The sequence below is a fragment of the Stenotrophomonas sp. 22LJNL06-5-1 genome (assembly GCF_056861455.1).
In genome coordinates, this window is sequence record NZ_JBSPUE010000012.1 from 19,372 (window position 1) to 35,907 (window position 16,536).

The following is a 16,536-nucleotide window of genomic DNA, read 5'->3' on the forward strand; positions in this document are numbered from 1 at the left end:
CATGACCCGCCAGCTGCCCTGGCGCCTGGCCGATGCGCCGGACGCTCCCTTCCCTCCCGCCGAGACCGCACTGCGCCAGCCCGACGGCCTGCTCGCGGTGGGCGGCGACCTGCATCCGGTGCGACTGCTCAACGCCTATGCCGGCGGCATCTTCCCGTGGTTCAGCGAGGGCGAGCCCATCCTGTGGTGGTCGCCAGACCCGCGCATGGTGTTCCGCACCGAGGGCGTGCATCTGTCCAGCCGCTTCCGCCGCCAGTTGCGCAGCAGCACGTGGGAGATCACCGCCGACACAGCCTTCAGTCGCGTGATGCGTGCCTGCGCTGCAGCACCGCGGCCGGGCCAGGACGGTACGTGGATCAGCCCGGCGATGGTCGAGGCTTACAGCCAGCTGCACGATCTCGGCTTCGCCCATTCCTTCGAGGTCTGGGATCGGCAGACGCTGGTCGGCGGCATCTACGGCGTCGCGATCGGCGCCATGTTCTTCGGCGAGAGCATGTTCAGTGGCGCCAGCGGCGGCTCAAAGATCGCCCTGGCCGCCCTGGCATCCACCCTGCGTGGTTGGGGCTGGGAACTGATCGATGCCCAGGTGGAGAATCCGCACCTGCTGCGGATGGGCGCCGAACACCTGCCGCGCGCGGACTTTCTGGAGCACGTCCGCCTGGCCGTACACCGTGACGGCCGTGAAGGCCCCTGGACCCAGGCGGTTGGACGCTTGCCAGCACGGCGTTTGGCCGGGGGTTAACACAAACTTTGCAAGCCGGGCCCATCACGCGTAAAATACCGCGCCTTAGGCCCAGCGTGGCCGTTTTCTGAACCGCACAGGACTACATGTCGAAAGACGATTCCATCGAGTTCGAGGGCACCGTCAGCGAGACGCTGCCGAACACCACTTTCCGCGTTCGTCTGGAAAATGGGCACGAAATCATCGCCCACATCTCCGGCCGCATGCGCAAGAACTACATCCGCATCCTCACCGGTGACCGGGTCAAGGTTGAAATGACCCCGTACGACCTGACCAAGGGTCGTATCACCTACCGCATGAAGTAAGCGGTCGGCGCACTGCGCCACTCCGACAGGGCCGGCCTCGCTGCTGGCCCTTTGTCGTGCGCGGAAGAAAGTACCCGACACCGAGGTCGTTCGATTTTTTCGTCCTTGTCTGAAATCCAGCATCGCGCCGGGACTCTAGACTCAACGCGTTCTTCACAGAAGGCGTTGCGCGCATGACCTACCTGATCGTCCTGGACCCCCAGTCCGTCACCAGCCGCTGCTACGCCAGCAAGGGTCCGGATGGCACCTGGTTCGGCCAGCCCTGCCTGGTCTGCACCAGCATGGACGCATCGCACCCGCTGTACCTGGCCGTGCAGCGCGAGATCGCACATGCGGGAGGCACCCTGAAGCAGCGCCTGCATATTCCACATGAGGCAGTCGCATTCGTCATCGAGGATGGCGGCGACCAGGGGCGCCAGCAAGGATTCCGCTCAATCGCCGCCTGACGCGCCAAAGGTCATCGTGACCGATCTCACCGTGACGTCGGTCAGCCCTGCTTGCGGCAGATTCGCATTTGCAGCAGCGGCGGCATCTTGGGATCCGATCCAGTCCGGATCGCCACCCCCTGCCCCGCCATGAATCTGTCTTCCCTGCTCATCCCCCTGGCTTTGTCGGCCATCATCCTGGTGGCGCCGGCCGCCCATGCCGCCGACACCCCGCCGGCGCAGTGCGTACCACTGACCGGCGAACAGCAGATCGTTCGCGCCGGCGCCGACAAGAACATCCTGCTTCGCTCCGGCGAAGATCACTATGTCGTGCATTTCCGCAACAGCTGCCCTTCTGCCGTGCTGGCCACCCGCCTCGGCTTCAAGACCGACGGCAAGGAGGCTGACGAGCTGTGCAGCGAGGGCCGAAGCGCTCTGGACACCGGCCGCGGCAGCTGCGAAGTAGCGCGCATCGAGCCAATCGATGCCGAGCGGTTCAAGCGTGAAGCACGCCGCCGCAGCCGCTGACCCCATGGATGGCAAGGGCGGCCGAAGCCGCCCTTGTCATTCCCAGTCTTTCACGCCAAGCCTGTGGCGTCAGCTCATTCCACCGTGACCGGCAGCAGCCGCTCCGGCTCGGCCTGGGTCTCGACCACCAGCTCGTCGTCGCGGACATCGATGCTGACCTTGCCACCGTTGACCAGCTTGCCGAACAGCAGCTCGTCGGCCAGCGGACGCTTGATCTTGTCCTGGATCACGCGGGCCATCGGGCGGGCACCCATCAGCGGGTCGAAACCGTGGTGGGCCAGCCAGTCGCGCGCGGTCGGGGTGGCCGACAGGCTGACGTGCTTGTCCTGCAGCAGCATCTCCAGCTCGATCAGGAACTTGTCGACCACGCGCAGGATGTGCTCGAAGCCCAGCGCCTGGAACTGCACCACCGCGTCGAGACGATTGCGGAATTCCGGGGTGAAGCTGCGGCGGATGGTCTCCATCGCATCGGTGGCATGGTCCTGCTTGGTGAAGCCGATCGAACGCCGCGTGGCCTGCGCCGCACCGGCATTGGTGGTCATCACCAGCACCACGTTCTTGAAGTTGGCTTCACGGCCGTTGGTATCGGTCAGCACGCCGCGGTCCATCACCTGCAACAGGATGTTGAAGATATCCGGGTGCGCCTTCTCGATCTCGTCCAGCAGCAGCACGCAGTGCGGCGTCTTGACGATCTTCTCGGTCAACAGGCCGCCCTGGTCGAAGCCGACGTAACCCGGAGGGGCGCCGATCAGGCGGCTGATCGAATGCGGCTCCATGTACTCGGACATGTCGAAGCGGACCAGTTCGATGCCCAGCTGCAGCGCCAGCTGCTTGGTCACCTCGGTCTTGCCGACACCGGTCGGGCCGGCGAACAGGAAGTTGCCGATCGGCTTTTCCGGGTTGCCCAGGCCCGAGCGGGCCAGCTTGATCGCCGAGGACAGCGTCTCGATGGCCGGGTCCTGGCCAAAGATCACCATCTTCAGGTTGCGCTCCAGATGCTGCAGCACATCCTTGTCGGTGGCGCTGACCTGCTTGGTCGGGATGCGCGCCATCTTGGCCACGATCGCCTCCACTTCCTCGACGTCGATCAGCTCCTTGCGCTGGCCTTCCGGCAGCAGGCGCTGGCGGGCGCCAGCCTCGTCGATCACGTCGATGGCCTTGTCCGGCAGCAGGCGGTCGCCGATGTGCTTCACCGACAGGTCCACTGCAGCCTGCAGCGCCTCGTCGGAATAGGTGACGCCGTGGTGCAGCTCGTACTTGGACTTCAGGCCCTGCAGGATCTCATAGGTCTCGCCGACGGTCGGCTCGACGATGTCGATCTTCTGGAAGCGGCGGGCCAGCGCCCGGTCCTTCTCGAAGATGCCACGGTATTCCTGGAAGGTGGTCGAGCCGATGCAGCGCAGCTCGCCGGAGGCCAGCGCCGGCTTGATCAGGTTGGACGCATCCATGGTGCCGCCCGACGCCGACCCGGCACCGATGATGGTGTGGATCTCGTCGATGAACAGCACCGCGTTGGGCACCTTCTTCAGCGCGGTCAGCACGCTCTTCAGGCGCTTCTCGAAGTCGCCGCGATACTTGGTGCCAGCCACCAGCGCGCCCAGGTCGAGCGAATAGATCACCGCGTCGGCCAGCACCTCAGGCACCGAGCCTTCGACAATGCGGCGGGCCAGACCTTCGGCAATCGCCGTCTTGCCCACGCCAGCCTCGCCCACGTACAGCGGGTTGTTCTTGCGGCGGCGGCACAGGACCTGGATGGTGCGCTCGATCTCGTCGGCACGACCGACCAGCGGGTCGATGCGACCGGCCCGGGCCTGTTCGTTGAGGTTGCTGGCGAACTCGGTCAGGGCATCACCCTTCGGCTCGCCCTCCCCGCCTTCGATGCGGCCTTCGCCCTCGGAGGAGGAGGACGGCTGCTCGCCTTCCTCGCCCAGCTTGGCGATGCCATGGGACAGGTAATTGACCACGTCCAGCCGGGTGACATCCTGCTGGTTGAGGTAATAGACGGCGTGGGAGTCCTTTTCGCCGAAGATGGCGACCAGCACATTGGCGCCGGTGACCTCCTTCTTGCCCGAGGACTGCACGTGGTACACGGCCCGCTGCAGCACGCGCTGGAAGCCCAGGGTCGGCTGGGTATCGCGGCCGTCATCTTCGGCCAGGCGGGACACGGAGGCCTCGATGGCCTGTTCCAGCTCCTGGCGCAGGCGTTCGGCGTCGGCGCCACAGGCCTTCAGTACGGCCTGGGCGGACGGGTTGTCGAGCAGTGCCAACAGCAGGTGTTCGACCGTCATGAACTCATGCCGGGCCTCACGGGCGCGCTTGTAGCACTGGCCGATGGTGTGTTCGAGGTCTTTGCTGAACATGGATTACTCCGGCGGCAGATGGGGACAATATGCGGCCTGACTACGCGATTTCCATCACCCTAGCGGATTGCTGCGTTCAGATGGCGTTAGCAGTACAGATCGCTTGATCTTCATTCACTCCAGGACAGCCCACCCAGCATGAGCGAACCCTACCTGAGCCGCTGGCGATTGCGGCGTGATGGCGCGGCCATCGAAACGCCCCATGCCCAGCTCTGGCCGGTGCTGACCGCCGCCGGCGAACCGGCCATGCTGAAGATCAGCAGCGAAACCGAAGAGCAGAACAGCCATCGCCTGCTGCGCTGGTGGGAGGGCGATGGCGCTGCCCGCCTGCTGGCCCACGAGGGGCCGGCAATCCTGATCGAACGTGCCGGCGGCGACTCGCTGCGGCAACGTTCGATCGAGGGCGACGATGACGCCTGCACCACGATCCTGTGCCAGGTCCTGCAGCGGCTGCACCGGCCGCGGAGCGCGCCGCCAACGGAACTGGTCTGCCTCCGTAGATGGTTCGCCGACCTGCTGCAGCCAAGGGCCGCGCTGCCGCCACTGCTGGAACAGTGCAGATCACTGGCGGTGGCCCTGCTGGAAGAGGAACAGGAAATCCGGCCGCTGCACGGCGACCTGCATCACGACAATGTGCTGGACTTCGGCGCGCGCGGCTGGCTGGCGATCGACCCGAAGCGGCTGCTGGGCGATCGCGCCTTCGATTACACGACGATGTTCAGCAACCCGGACCTCTGTGGCCCGGGCATCCACGTTGCCACACGGCCCGAACGGTTTGCCGCCCGGCTGGAACAGGTCAGCGCCTTGGCCGGGCTGGAACGCGCGCGCCTGCTGCGCTGGATCGCAGCCAGCGCGGGGCTGTCAGCGGTGTGGTTCCGGGATGATGGCGACCCCGCCGAGGTCGACGAGGCGGTGGCGCGGATGGCGCTCGAGGCGTTGGCGGAGGGGTGACCCAGCTGTAGAGCCGAGCATGGGCTCGGCTCTACAGGCTTCTGCCTTGGTAGGTGCCCACCTTGGTGGGCACGCCGTGTCCGGAGTCGATGTACCCGGACGACGATCGGCAGCCGGTCAGGCCTTTTCCATCGTGCACAGCAGCGGGTGCTGGTTCATCCGCGAATACTCGTTGACCTGGGCAACCTTGGTCTCGGCCACTTCGCGGGTGAACACCCCGCACACGCCGCGGCCGCGGGTATGGACGTGCAGCATCACCTGCGTGGCCTTGTCCAGGTCCATGCTGAAGAACTGCTGGAGCACGTCCACCACGAAATCCATCGGGGTGTAGTCGTCGTTGAGCAGCATCACCTGGTAGAACGGCGGCGGCGCCACTTCCGGGCGCGCGGGCTCCACGGCAACGCCGTGCTCGTGATGGGAATCGGGGGAAGACTCATGGGGCATCTGCCCATTATAGAGGCACGGGCAAGCCTGCGTCGGCCCGCCGCAGATTGGACGGCACGCACGCCCACCGTCACAATTGCATCCTCTCCCAACACTGTTTCACAGGATCTTCATGAAAAGGACCCTTCTCCCCGCCCTGCTGATCGCCCTGGCCGCCGCCGGCTCCGCCGCCGCTGCGCCGGAGGGCGACAAGGCCGTGGCCCGCCACCTGGACAAGCTGGGCTACACCTACGAGGTCGACGAGGACGGCGACTACCGCATGGTGTTCGACGTCGAGGGTGACCGCACCCAGATGGTCTACGTGCGTTCGTCGGTGGAAGATTTCGGCACCCACAATATCCGCGAGATCTGGTCGCCGGCCTACAACGCCAAGACCAAGCAGTTCCCGGTGGCCGTGGCCAACCGCCTGCTGGAAGATTCGCAGGACGCCAAGATGGGCGGCTGGGTGAAGCAGGACACCACCGCTATGTTCGTGGTCAAGATCGACGCCGATGCCACCGCCGACCAGCTCAGCGACGCCATCGATGCGGCCATCCGCACCGCCGACGCGATGGAGCTGGAACTGACCAAGAAGGACGAGTTCTGAGTTGAACGCTACGCCGGACCCGCGCTGGGCACCGCACGCCACCGTCGCCACCGTGGTGGTCGACGGCGGCCGCGTGTTGCTGGTTGAAGAGACCATCGACGGCCACCAGGTGCTGAACCAGCCGGCCGGCCACCTCGAGCCGGGCGAAAGCCTGGCCGAGGCAGCCCTGCGCGAGACCCGCGAGGAAACCGGCTGGACCGTGCAGCTGACCCATTTCATCGGCTGCTACCAGTGGACTGCCGGCGACGGCACCACCTTCCTGCGCTTCTGCTATGCGGCGCGCCCGGTCTCGCACGACCCGGCGCAGCCGCTGGACACCGGCATCGACCGCGCGCTGTGGCTGACCCCGGCCGAACTGCAGGCCGCCGGCGAGCGCCAGCGCAGCCCACTGGTCTGGCAGGTGGTGGCCGATTACCTGGGTGGCCAGCGCCATCCGCTTTCGCTGGTCCGGGAGGTCGCATGAGCACTCCGCGCGTGATGGTGGGCGTCTCCGGTGGTGTCGATTCCTCGGTCGCCGCCTGGCGGCTGGTACAGCAGGGCGAGGCCGTAGCCGGCCTGTTCATGCAGAACTGGGCCGACGACGGCAGTGGTGACTGCCGCGCCGAGGACGACCGCCGCGATGCGGTGGCCGTCTGCGGCCTGCTCGGCATCCCGTTCCACTTCAGGGACTTCTCCAGCGAATACTGGCAGGGCGTGTTCGAGCACTTCCTGGCCGAGTACGCGGCCGGGCGCACCCCGAACCCGGACGTGTTGTGCAACCGCGAAGTGAAGTTCAAGCACTTCCTGGATGCGGCCCGCGAGCTGGGCGCCGAACGCATCGCCACTGGCCATTACGCGCGGGTGACCCAGCGCGGCCACCAGTGGCTGCTGCTGCGTGGTGCCGACCGTTCCAAGGACCAGAGCTACTTCCTGCACCAGCTGGGCCAGGAGCAGCTGGCGGCCACCCTGTTCCCGATCGGCGACCTGGAAAAGACCGACCTGCGCCGGATCGCGCGTGACGTCAGCCTGCCGACCCACGCCAAGAAGGACTCCACCGGCATCTGCTTCATTGGTGAGCGCGACTTCCGTGAATTCCTCGGCCGCTACCTGCCGGCCAAGCCCGGCCAGATCCTGGACCCGGCCGACGGCAGCGTGATCGCCGAACATCCGGGCGTGTTCTATTTCACCCTGGGCCAGCGCGAGGGCCTGAACATCGGCGGCGTGCGGGGGCGTCCGGCCGCGCCGTGGTACGTGGTTGGCAAGGATGTGGCCAGCAACGTGCTGTACGTGGACCAGGACCGCGACAGCAAGTGGATGCTGTCCGAGCGCCTGCGTTCGGAAACCGCGCACTGGATCGCCGGTTCGCCACCGGCACGGCGCTTTGAATGCACCGCCCAGACCCGCTACCGCCAACCCGACGAGCCGTGTACGGTCGAGGTGCTGGACGATGGCAGCGTGCTGGTCACCTTCGCGCGCCCGCAGCGCGCCGTTACCCCCGGTCAATCACTGGTGCTGTATGACGGTGACGTGTGCCTGGGTGGCGCGGTGATCGCCGCCACCGATGCGCCGCTGGAACAGAGCCTGCGCACCACCCCTTCCCCTTTTGAGGTAATCGCTGCATGAGTTTCACTGTCGACGACCGCGTCCTGGCCCTGGCCGGCATTGCCCAGGCCCTGCAGCAGGTACGCCGCATCGCCGATACCGGCCATTCCGACGCCGCCGCCGTGCGCACCGCCGTGGACAGCGTGTTCCGCGTCGATGCCTCCTCGCCGCAGGAGGTGTTCGGTGACCGCCATGCACTGAAGGCCGGGCTGCGCCTGCTGCACAACTACTTCCGCAGCCAGGGCCAGGACCCGATCCTGCCCAAGCTGGCCCTGTCGGTGCTGCAGCTGGAGCGCCGCTTCGTTCAGGATGGCGCCACCGTGAACAAGGTCGCCTCCGGCATCGAGCGCGCCCAGCGCCAGGCCGTCGAACTGGGCGACAGCGGCCATCCGGATGTGCTGGCCAACCTGGGAGGCCTTTACGCCGATACCATCAGCCACCTGAAGCCGAGGGTGATGGTGCAGGGCAACCCGCATTACCTGGGCCAGGCCGGCGTGGTGGCCGAGATCCGCGCCCTGCTGCTGGCCGCGGTGCGCTCGGCAGTGCTGTGGCGCCAGCTGGGCGGCAGCTACTGGGACTTCCTGTTTGGCCGCAAGGCGATGATCGAAGCCGTGGACCGGCAGCTGGCCTGAGCCCCATGGGGTCAGAGCCCTTTTCCATGGAAAGGGCTCTGACCCCGAAGCCGCCAAGGCGTCGGAAAACCGGCGCATTCAGAATGCACTTCGAGGCATATCGACGTTAAAGAGAAAGGGGGTACGGCCGATACATCCTCCGTGCACCTCCCGAGAACGTCCATGTACTCACGCATTTTCATCCGTCTGGCCGCCCCCCTGACTCTGACCCTGCTGCTCCCCTTCGCCATCGGTTTCGAATGGCCGGCCGCCCTGCGCTGGGCGATCCTGACCACGATGACGCTGAGCTGGCTTGGCTTTGCGTGGTGGACCACCCGCGCCCAGGCGCACCGTTCCCCGGAACACGCCCGCGTCCTGCGTGAGCAGGACCAGTTGCTGACCGAACTGCGCAACTTCGTCGGCAACGAAATCGACGGTTCGCGTGGCGAAGTGGAACGCGCCCGTGACCTGATCCGCCAGGCGGTCTCCAGCCTGGGCGGCAGCTTCGATGCCATGAACCGCAAGTCGCGCCAGCAGAGCCAGGCCCTGTCGCGCATCGTCGACCGCGCCGGCGATGAAGGCAATGCCGGCCTCGACGTTGCCCGTTTCGCCCAGCACGCCAGCCACCGCATGGAACAGCTGGTGGAAGCACTGGAACAGGTGAGCGGCCAGAGCAGCACCACCGTGCAGCACATCGACCAGATGGCGCAGCACCTGGATGGCATCTTCGCGCTGCTGGAAGACGTCAAGTCGATCGCCGACCAGACCAACCTGCTGGCCCTGAACGCTGCAATCGAAGCGGCGCGCGCCGGTGAAGCCGGTCGCGGCTTCGCGGTGGTCGCCGACGAAGTGCGCAACCTGTCCGAGCGTTCGACCACCTTCAACGAGCAGATCCGCAAGCTGGCGCACAGCTCCAAGGACGCCATCGCCAAGGTGCGCGAGACGGTCTCGCACATGGCCTCGCGTGACATGGACCGCTCCCGCGAAGCCCGCCAGGAAGCGGCGGCGATGCTCGACAACGTGGCCCAGATCAATGCCTCGCTGGGCGACGGCATGCGCGAAGTCTCCGACTGCGCCCGTTCGATCGATGGCAGCGTGGCCGAAGCCGTGCGCGCCCTGCAGTTCGAAGACATCGCGACCCAGGCCCTGGGCGGCGTGCACACCCACCTGGACCGCCTGACCGCGATCAACCGTGAAGCGGTGGCCCTGCAGGAACTGCTGCACCGCAATGGCGGCGTGTTCGACGAAGAGATCGCCACCGCCCTGCAGCGCACCGGCAGCCGCCTGCGCGAACTGCGCAGCGAATGGGAGCGCCCGCCGCACAAGCCGGTTGCCCAGCAGAGCATGGGCGCCGGCACCGTCGAGCTGTTCTGATCCTGATGTCCGCTGCCATCGCCGGCAGCCCGCAAGGCCCCGGTTCGTCCGGGGCCTTTGCCTGTGACCCGCCGTTGGATGCATCCTGTACGCGCACCATGACCCTGATCCGCGCCCTGCCCTCCCTCACCGACACCGAGCGCCCGCGCAACGCGAGCGTGCGTGAGCAGCTGCAGCAGCTGGAAGAGGTCGCCCGCGAAGAGATCCGCGAACTGCAGCAGCTGGCGGATGCGCGCCCTGCCCCGTCACGGGCGGACGAGGCGCTGCTGGGACTGGCGTGGGACCTCGGGCTGGATGGCGAAGCGCTGAGGTAGATCCACGCCATGCGTGGATGGCGTTCACCGCCACCCGGTCCAGACCCATGGCATGATCCGCCCACGCCCCTTACGGCTGGACACGGAGTGTCGTCGCATGAGTACCACGTTCATGACCTGGCTGGGATTTGCTGCGATGGTGCTCATCGCGGTCACCTTTACCTGGCGTCCCGCCTACGCCACCTTGCGGCCGCCCCGGCATCGACCTGTCGCGTTCCTGTTCGGCAGCCTGCTCTTCATGCTGATGGCCTTTCTATGCGCCTGGATGGCGGCAACTGCGATCAACACCGGGCATGTCCATCTAAGCCACCACCGCGCCGGCACCATTGATGCATGGCGGGACATCGAGCCGGTGATGTATTGGCTGATCATCGTGGCGGCGTACGTGTTCGGACTGATGATCGCCAGCTATTCCATTGCGGGCATCGCATTGATGAATCGGTAGATCCACGCCGTGCGTGGATGGCTTTCATCCGCCGGTGTGACGCCTGGCCCTCGCCGCAACATCCGCGCATGGCGCGGATCTACCGGGGTGGCGAAATCGTTGTGGCATGATGCCCCGGACCCGTTCATGGAAGACCGATGGCCATCGCCCTGATCGCAGCGCTGTTGATCGAGACCGTCCTTCTGATGGCGTGGGTGGCCGGCTATTTCAGCTGGGGCATCACCCTGTTCAATGAGCGCATCGCGGCGTCACCGGCCATGCAGGCCCGGCTCTCGCTGGGCAGCCTGGAACGCGACCTGCCACAGGACAAATGGCTGCAACTGGCCTTCCATGCGCTGCCCGACGGCAGCATGGCGTTCCGCGAGAGCTTCGCGCCGAGCTTCGGCCTGCGCTACTTCCCGGTGATGCGCGGTCGTATCGTACTCAACGCGCGACGGCACGAAGTGCGGGTGATCGGCCTGTGCAGCTGGTTCGTGGCAACCCTGACGCTGCTGCTGTTGCCGCTGGTGGCGATGCGCCCGATGGCGGCGCCGATGCTGATGGTGCTGCCGCTGTTCCTGGCCAGCTATCTGATCCAGAAGCGGCGCTATGCGGCCATCGTAGAAGCGCTGCGCATGCAGCTGAAAGCAGAATTTCCAAGGTAGATCCACGCCATGCGTGGATAATCGAGAGGCACAGGCATCCGTGCCGACCAACGGTCGGCACCCACCAGAATCGGCGCCGTCAGTAGATCCACGCCATGCGTGGATGGTCGCGCGTGCAGGCATTCGTGCCGGCCAACGGCCGGCACCCACCAGAATCGGCGCCGTCAGTAGATCCGTGCCACGCGTGGATGGACACAGCAGCCAAGGTCAGTTCCAACCAGTGCAGCTGATCACCGCACCAGCACTGCTTCGCCGCTGGCGTCGGTGCGCATCGGCGTCGGGTGCTGCTGGCGCAGCCACTGCGCCAGGTCACGCGGGCTGAGCGGGCGCGAGTACAGGTAACCCTGGATCTCGTCGCAGCCCTGCCGGCGCAACATGTCTTCTTCCTGGTGCGTTTCCACGCCCTCAGCCACCACCTTCATGCCCAGCGCGTGGCCCAGGTGCACGATGGCCTGGGTTACTTCGGCCGTGCCCGAATCATGCAGCATGCCCTGCACGAAACTGCGGTCGATCTTCAGCCGCCCCACCGGGAAGCGGTTGAGATAATTGAGGTTGGAGAAGCCGGTACCGAAGTCATCCACCGCCAGCGGCACGCCGTGCCGTTCCAGCACATCGAAGCAATGGCGCAGGATGTCGGTGTCACGGATCAGCGCCGACTCGGTCAGCTCCAGCTCCAGCCGCTGCGGCGGCCAGCCGTGGGCATGGCAGATCTCGATCACGCGTTCGGCGAAGCCGCGGTCGCGCAGCTGCACTGCCGACACATTGACCGCGATGCGGTCGAAACGCAGCCCAGCACGGTCCCAGGCAATCGCCTGGCGGCAGGCTTCGTTCAGCACCCAGTCGCCGATGCGCACGATCTCGCCGCACTTTTCGGCAATCGGAATGAACTCGGCCGGGCTGCAATAGCCGATGCCGGGCCGGTGCCAGCGCAGCAATGCCTCGATCGCCGGTGGCTCGCCATGATGCGCGTCCAGCAGCGGCTGATAGGCCAGGCTGAATTCTTCGCGTTCGATGGCCCCGTGCAGGGCATGTTCAAGCTCCAGCTTGCGCTGGATACGGGCCAGCGCGTCCTGGCTGTAGTACTGGTAGGTGTTACGCCCCGCTTCCTTGGCCGCATACATCGCGGCATCGGCCGCGCGTAGCAGCGAATCAAAATCGGTCTGAGCCTCACCGAGCATGGCGATGCCGACGCTGGCACCGACCTTCAGCGTGGTCTCACCCCGGCGCAGCGGCTCGGCCAGCGAGGCGATCAGCTTGCGCGCCACGTGGCCGGCGTCTTCCGGCTCGGCCAGGTCGCGCAGCACCACGATGAACTCGTCGCCACTGAAGCGGCCAAACAGATCGTTGTTGCGCAGGTTCTGGTGCAGGCGCGTGGCCGCGGCCTTCAGCAGCGCATCACCGGTGGCATGGCCAAAGCTGTCGTTGATGGTCTTGAAGCCATCCAGATCGATGAACAGCATCGCCAGCGAGGTGCCACGGTCGCGCGCTTCCTCGATGGCCTCTGCCGTCTGTTCGCCGAGCAGCACGCGGTTGGGCAGGCCGGTGAGCAGATCGTAGTGGGCCAGCAGCTCGATGCGCTCGTTGGCCTCGCGCTCGCGGGTGATGTCACGGAACAGCACCACGAAGCGCGGTGGCAGTCCGTCACGGCGATCCAGCTCGATCAGCACCTGCACCCACACGCGCAGGCCTGACTGGCGGTAGAAGCACAGGTCCAGCTGTTCGGGCAGTCCGCCGCCGGCAATCCGGACCAATGCGGCGTCGAAGGCATTGCGCGAATCCTCGGTGTACAGCGCCAGCGCCTGATCGAGGGTGATCGGCTCCTTGCGCAGGCCGTGAATGCGGTAGCACTCCTCGGTCCACTGCATGTGCCGGGTCTGCACCTCGATCTCGCAGCCGCCGATGCGGCCCAGCGCGGAAACACGGTTGAGCAGTTCGGTGCGCCAGCGGATCAGTGCATCGGTCTGGTGCTGCTCGGTGATGTTCTGCACCTGGCCGAGCAGGCGCTTGGGCTGGCCATCCATGTCCAGCAGCGGCTGCATCCATAGCCGCAGATGCTGCGACGGTTCGTTGCCCCGGGTCAGCTCCAGTTCGATGTTGGCGGCCCGGCCATCGCGCCACAGGCGCCGCCATGCCGCGCGCAACGCACCACGCGAGCGCGGATGCAGCTGCTTCAGCCAGCGTCGCTGACCGGGCGCGCTGCCCTGCTCCAGCGCCAGCATCGAGCGCAGCTCCGGCGACCACCAGAAATGACCACTGTTGGGGTCGAACGACCAGCTGCCCATGCTGGCGATGCGCTGGGCCTCGCTCAGGTGCAGCTGCTGTTCCTGAAGCAGCCCTTCCAGCTGCTTCTGCTGTTCGATATCGGTATGCGTGCCGACCATGCGCAGCGGCTGGCCGTCGGCGGTGCGCGCGACCACGCGCCCGCGGTCCAGTACCCAACGCCACTGGCCATCGGCCTGGCGGAAACGGAACTGTGCGCTGTACTGCTCGCTCAAGCCACGCAGATGCTCGTCCAGTGCAACCCGCACCTGGGCGATGTCCTCGCTGTGCACGCGGGCCAGAATTTCTGTGGCGGTTTCGTCGCCCAGCGCCGGGGTGCGCACCACACGGTCGCTGGGAATGTCCCAGTCCCAGAGGCTGTGGCCGGCACTGTCCAGCGCCAGCTCCCAGCGCCCGCCGCCGCCGAGCGGCACCGGCTCGGGAATGCTCAGCGTGAAGGCCAGCAGATTGCCGGCGCCATCGTGCACGGCACGCAGGTGGCCGTCGTAGTGCCCGTGCGGGCCACCGGGCAGCGTGCAGGCCACGATGCCGCCATCGGCGGCCATCAGGCGCAGATCTTCCAGCATCGGCGCATACGCAGCCACGGTAGCCGGCAGGCCATGCTCGCGCGCAGCCGGATTAGCCGCCAGCGGGCGGCCCGTGCGGTCGACGATGACCAGCGCCGACGCAAGCGGGTGCTGCAGCAGGCTGGCGATGATCCCTTGGTCCACGCGATCTTGCTCCGGATGACACGCCCGTCAGCGGGGCACGCAGTGGTTAACGGCGCCTGCGGCGGATAATTGAGTGGTCTGGGCGCACCTGCGCGGTAAGATGGCCGGCGCCCCTTTCTTCCGCCCTGTCCATGCCCGCAGAACCGACCGGCAACGCCCCAGTTCCCGACCCGCGGATGGCGCAGGCGCTGAGCCGCGACCGGCGCCGGGTGGTGCTGAGCTACCTGGCGATGGCGCTGGCCTGGATGATCTCCACCGACAGCGCGGTGCAGGCACTGGTGCCCGACCCGCAGCAGGCGGCCCTGTGGCAGGGCCTGAAGGGCTCGTTCTTCGCCCTCGCCAGTGCCGGCCTGCTGTATCTGCTGCTGCGCCCGCTGGCCGAGCACGTGCTGCACACCCATGCACGCCAGCAGGCCTCGGAGCTGCGCCTGCGGCAGATGTTCGAAGGCAACCCCGGCCCGATCCTGGTCTATGACCTCGATACGCTGGCGATCCTCGACGCCAATCCGGCGGCCTGTACGGCCTTCGGCTGGGACCGTGACGAACTGCTGGAGCAGACAATCGACTCGCTGTGGCCGCCAGGCCAGGACCTGGCGCTGCAGACCAAGCTGGAAGCGATCCGCGAGGCACCGGAGGAACTGTGCATCCTGCGTACCCAGCTGCAGCTGCGTGACGGCTCACTGCGGCAGATGGAGCTGCGCTCCAACGCCATCAGCTATGACGGCCACAATGCCCGCTTGCTGATTGCCATCGACCGCACCGCCGAAGACCTGGCCCAGCTGCGACGCGACCAGGCGCTGGCGCGGGTGGAGGAAGCCCACGAGCTGGCGCGCATCGGCGCCTGGGAGCTGGACCCCTCCACGGGACTTGGCCGCTACTCGAATCAGGTTTATCGCCTGCTCGGTCGCCGCCCGCCCGAGGCACGGCGCTGGCATCGCTTCGACGAACTGCTGGTGCCGGCCGACCCGGCCACCGCCACCCAGACCGAACAGCTGCTGGCCGAGCTCTGCTCTGGCGATCCCGTGCAGGTGGACGTGCTGTTGCCGTTGCTGTCGATGGACGGCCGTGCATTGATGGTGCATCTGCGTGCTGCCAGCGGCATTGACGAGGCCGGTCGCAACCGCGTGTTGGGCACCCTGCAGGACGTGACCGAGCGCGAGCAGTCACGTCGCCTGCTGCGCGAGCGCGAGGAGCAGTTCCGCGAGCTGGTACGGGTACTGCCCGATGGCGTGGTGATCCTCTCCGACGAACACGTGCTGTACGCCAACGCCTGGGCCGCCAGCCTGTTCGGTTATGGCAGCCACACCCTGCTGGGCGAGCCGCTGTCGGCGCTGGTGGACAGCGCCGATCTGGCCCGCGTGCGCAGCCAGCTGCGTGCCGGCCAGCCCCATCTGGGGCCCGGTCACAGCAGCGTGGTGGCGATGCAGCGCGCTGATGGCCGCAGCTTTCATGCCGGCCTGGCGGTGGGCGAAGTGCGTTATGGCGGACGCGACTGCAAGCTGCTGATCGTGCGTGACCTGAGCGATTCCGAGCGCACCCGCAGTGCGTTGGAAACCAGCAACCGTGAACTGCAGGCGATGGCTGGCCGCCTGTTCTCGCTGCAGGAGGACGAACGCCGCGCGATCTCACGCGACCTGCACGACGATATCGGCCAGGCGATCACGGCGATCAAACTGTCTGCCTATGCCGCGCAGGACGAGGACGATCCGCAGCGCCGCAGCGAGGACCTGGCGCAGATCGTCAGCCTGGCCGATACCACGGTGGCCAAGCTGCGCGACATCTCTACCCTGCTGCGCCCGCCGCAGCTCGACGCGCTGGGCCTGGAAGCAGCCCTGAGCTGGCAGGCACGGGTGCTGTTCCGTTCGTCACCGGTGGAACTGCTTGCCGAGATCGAGCCCCTCCCGCACCGTCCCGACAACAGCATCGAACAGGCCTGCTTCCGTATCGCCCAGGAAAGCCTGACCAACGTGCTGCGCCATGCCCGCGCCAGCCAGGTGCAATTGCAGCTGCGCGATGTCGGCCAGCGCGGCCTGCACCTGCAGATCCGCGACGACGGCGAGGGTTTCGATCCTGACGGTCCGCGCGGGCTGGGCCTGATCGTGATGCGTGAGCGTGCGCAGAGCGTCGGTGGCCATGTGCGGATCGAATCCGCGCACGGCGAAGGCACCCTGATCGACGTTCACCTCCCCTACCAGGCGGCCAGCATGGCCGCCGTTGAGTCACCGGACTACTGAGC

At 66.7% G+C, this 16,536-nt stretch carries 17 protein-coding genes; 14 read left to right on the forward strand and 3 right to left on the reverse strand.

All coding sequences use genetic code 11. The annotated features are described in order from the left end of the window. Position 1 precedes the first annotated feature (1 nt). The 4 genes from aat to AC13GF_RS20135 all read left to right on the forward strand — a co-directional run bounded on the left by aat (position 2) and on the right by AC13GF_RS20135 (position 2,000). Entirely contained in the window at positions 2 to 742 is a 741-nt protein-coding gene (gene aat / locus AC13GF_RS20120) for a leucyl/phenylalanyl-tRNA--protein transferase (protein ID WP_483005779.1), read from the forward strand. An 86-nt stretch (positions 743 to 828) separates the two neighbouring features. Then, on the forward strand, positions 829 to 1,047 hold the full coding sequence (gene infA / locus AC13GF_RS20125) for a translation initiation factor IF-1 (protein ID WP_005409596.1): 219 nt from the start codon (positions 829 to 831) through the stop codon (positions 1,045 to 1,047). A 173-nt stretch (positions 1,048 to 1,220) separates the two neighbouring features. Next, positions 1,221 to 1,493 carry a hypothetical protein gene (locus tag AC13GF_RS20130; RefSeq protein ID WP_032127354.1) on the forward strand — a complete coding sequence of 91 codons (273 nt, stop codon included), beginning with the start codon at positions 1,221 to 1,223 and terminating at the stop codon, positions 1,491 to 1,493. A 129-nt stretch (positions 1,494 to 1,622) separates the two neighbouring features. Next, a complete protein-coding gene (locus tag AC13GF_RS20135; protein ID WP_483005780.1) occupies positions 1,623 to 2,000 on the forward strand; it encodes a hypothetical protein in 378 nt (125 codons plus the stop codon). 74 nt (positions 2,001 to 2,074) lie between these two features. Here AC13GF_RS20135 and clpA read toward each other — a convergent pair whose 3' ends face one another. After that, a complete protein-coding gene (clpA, locus tag AC13GF_RS20140; protein ID WP_483005781.1) occupies positions 2,075 to 4,360 on the reverse strand; it encodes an ATP-dependent Clp protease ATP-binding subunit ClpA in 2,286 nt (761 codons plus the stop codon). Between the two features lie 138 nt (positions 4,361 to 4,498). Here clpA and AC13GF_RS20145 point away from each other — a divergent pair, with 138 nt between their 5' ends. Next, a complete protein-coding gene (locus tag AC13GF_RS20145) occupies positions 4,499 to 5,311 on the forward strand; it encodes an APH(6) family putative aminoglycoside O-phosphotransferase (RefSeq protein WP_483005782.1) in 813 nt (270 codons plus the stop codon). A 117-nt stretch (positions 5,312 to 5,428) separates the two neighbouring features. Here AC13GF_RS20145 and clpS read toward each other — a convergent pair whose 3' ends face one another. After that, positions 5,429 to 5,755, reverse strand: a complete 327-nt coding sequence (gene clpS / locus AC13GF_RS20150) for an ATP-dependent Clp protease adapter ClpS (RefSeq protein ID WP_006444529.1) — start codon at positions 5,753 to 5,755, stop codon at positions 5,429 to 5,431. 112 nt (positions 5,756 to 5,867) lie between these two features. Between clpS and AC13GF_RS20155 the strand changes: the two genes are divergently transcribed. The 8 genes from AC13GF_RS20155 to AC13GF_RS20190 all read left to right on the forward strand — a co-directional run bounded on the left by AC13GF_RS20155 (position 5,868) and on the right by AC13GF_RS20190 (position 11,310). Next, complete coding sequence (locus tag AC13GF_RS20155; RefSeq protein WP_126928694.1) at positions 5,868 to 6,341, forward strand: hypothetical protein; 474 nt, start codon at positions 5,868 to 5,870, stop codon at positions 6,339 to 6,341. Position 6,342: 1 nt separating this feature from the next. After that, positions 6,343 to 6,804 carry an NUDIX hydrolase gene (locus tag AC13GF_RS20160; protein WP_483005783.1) on the forward strand — a complete coding sequence of 154 codons (462 nt, stop codon included), beginning with the start codon at positions 6,343 to 6,345 and terminating at the stop codon, positions 6,802 to 6,804. Then, positions 6,801 to 7,943: a tRNA 2-thiouridine(34) synthase MnmA gene (mnmA, locus tag AC13GF_RS20165; protein WP_483005784.1), complete on the forward strand. Its 1,143-nt coding sequence runs from the start codon at positions 6,801 to 6,803 to the stop codon at positions 7,941 to 7,943. The genes AC13GF_RS20160 and mnmA overlap by 4 nt, the downstream gene beginning before the upstream one ends. Beyond that, entirely contained in the window at positions 7,940 to 8,554 is a 615-nt protein-coding gene (gene hflD, locus AC13GF_RS20170; protein ID WP_087922503.1) for a high frequency lysogenization protein HflD, read from the forward strand. The genes mnmA and hflD overlap by 4 nt, the downstream gene beginning before the upstream one ends. Positions 8,555 to 8,716: 162 nt before the next feature. Continuing rightward, on the forward strand, positions 8,717 to 9,907 hold the full coding sequence (locus tag AC13GF_RS20175) for a methyl-accepting chemotaxis protein (RefSeq protein WP_483005785.1): 1,191 nt from the start codon (positions 8,717 to 8,719) through the stop codon (positions 9,905 to 9,907). Between the two features lie 98 nt (positions 9,908 to 10,005). Further along, positions 10,006 to 10,221 carry a hypothetical protein gene (locus AC13GF_RS20180; protein ID WP_447171639.1) on the forward strand — a complete coding sequence of 72 codons (216 nt, stop codon included), beginning with the start codon at positions 10,006 to 10,008 and terminating at the stop codon, positions 10,219 to 10,221. Between the two features lie 97 nt (positions 10,222 to 10,318). Next, positions 10,319 to 10,666 carry a hypothetical protein gene (locus tag AC13GF_RS20185; protein ID WP_483005786.1) on the forward strand — a complete coding sequence of 116 codons (348 nt, stop codon included), beginning with the start codon at positions 10,319 to 10,321 and terminating at the stop codon, positions 10,664 to 10,666. A gap of 137 nt (positions 10,667 to 10,803) precedes the next feature. Further along, entirely contained in the window at positions 10,804 to 11,310 is a 507-nt protein-coding gene (locus tag AC13GF_RS20190) for a hypothetical protein (RefSeq protein ID WP_483005787.1), read from the forward strand. 230 nt (positions 11,311 to 11,540) lie between these two features. On the opposite strand, the gene AC13GF_RS20195 is transcribed toward AC13GF_RS20190, so the two are convergent. Further along, positions 11,541 to 14,300 carry a bifunctional diguanylate cyclase/phosphodiesterase gene (locus AC13GF_RS20195; protein ID WP_126928699.1) on the reverse strand — a complete coding sequence of 920 codons (2,760 nt, stop codon included), beginning with the start codon at positions 14,298 to 14,300 and terminating at the stop codon, positions 11,541 to 11,543. 131 nt (positions 14,301 to 14,431) lie between these two features. On the opposite strand from AC13GF_RS20195, the gene AC13GF_RS20200 reads away from it, so the two are divergent. Continuing rightward, complete coding sequence (locus AC13GF_RS20200; protein WP_483005788.1) at positions 14,432 to 16,534, forward strand: sensor histidine kinase; 2,103 nt, start codon at positions 14,432 to 14,434, stop codon at positions 16,532 to 16,534. Positions 16,535 to 16,536 lie beyond the last annotated feature (2 nt).

Bases quoted from the DNA above. Each gene is read 5' to 3' on its own strand.
- aat (WP_483005779.1), top strand. From the start codon at position 2: ATGACCCGCCAGCTGCCCTGGCGCCTGGCCGATGCGCCGGACGCTCCC.
- infA (WP_005409596.1), top strand. From the start codon at position 829: ATGTCGAAAGACGATTCCATCGAGTTCGAGGGCACCGTCAGCGAGACG.
- AC13GF_RS20130 (WP_032127354.1), top strand. From the start codon at position 1,221: ATGACCTACCTGATCGTCCTGGACCCCCAGTCCGTCACCAGCCGCTGC.
- AC13GF_RS20135 (WP_483005780.1), top strand. From the start codon at position 1,623: ATGAATCTGTCTTCCCTGCTCATCCCCCTGGCTTTGTCGGCCATCATC.
- clpA (WP_483005781.1), bottom strand. From the start codon at position 4,360: ATGTTCAGCAAAGACCTCGAACACACCATCGGCCAGTGCTACAAGCGC.
- AC13GF_RS20145 (WP_483005782.1), top strand. From the start codon at position 4,499: ATGAGCGAACCCTACCTGAGCCGCTGGCGATTGCGGCGTGATGGCGCG.
- clpS (WP_006444529.1), bottom strand. From the start codon at position 5,755: ATGCCCCATGAGTCTTCCCCCGATTCCCATCACGAGCACGGCGTTGCC.
- AC13GF_RS20155 (WP_126928694.1), top strand. From the start codon at position 5,868: ATGAAAAGGACCCTTCTCCCCGCCCTGCTGATCGCCCTGGCCGCCGCC.
- mnmA (WP_483005784.1), top strand. From the start codon at position 6,801: ATGAGCACTCCGCGCGTGATGGTGGGCGTCTCCGGTGGTGTCGATTCC.
- hflD (WP_087922503.1), top strand. From the start codon at position 7,940: ATGAGTTTCACTGTCGACGACCGCGTCCTGGCCCTGGCCGGCATTGCC.
- AC13GF_RS20175 (WP_483005785.1), top strand. From the start codon at position 8,717: ATGTACTCACGCATTTTCATCCGTCTGGCCGCCCCCCTGACTCTGACC.
- AC13GF_RS20180 (WP_447171639.1), top strand. From the start codon at position 10,006: ATGACCCTGATCCGCGCCCTGCCCTCCCTCACCGACACCGAGCGCCCG.
- AC13GF_RS20185 (WP_483005786.1), top strand. From the start codon at position 10,319: ATGAGTACCACGTTCATGACCTGGCTGGGATTTGCTGCGATGGTGCTC.
- AC13GF_RS20190 (WP_483005787.1), top strand. From the start codon at position 10,804: ATGGCCATCGCCCTGATCGCAGCGCTGTTGATCGAGACCGTCCTTCTG.
- AC13GF_RS20200 (WP_483005788.1), top strand. From the start codon at position 14,432: ATGCCCGCAGAACCGACCGGCAACGCCCCAGTTCCCGACCCGCGGATG.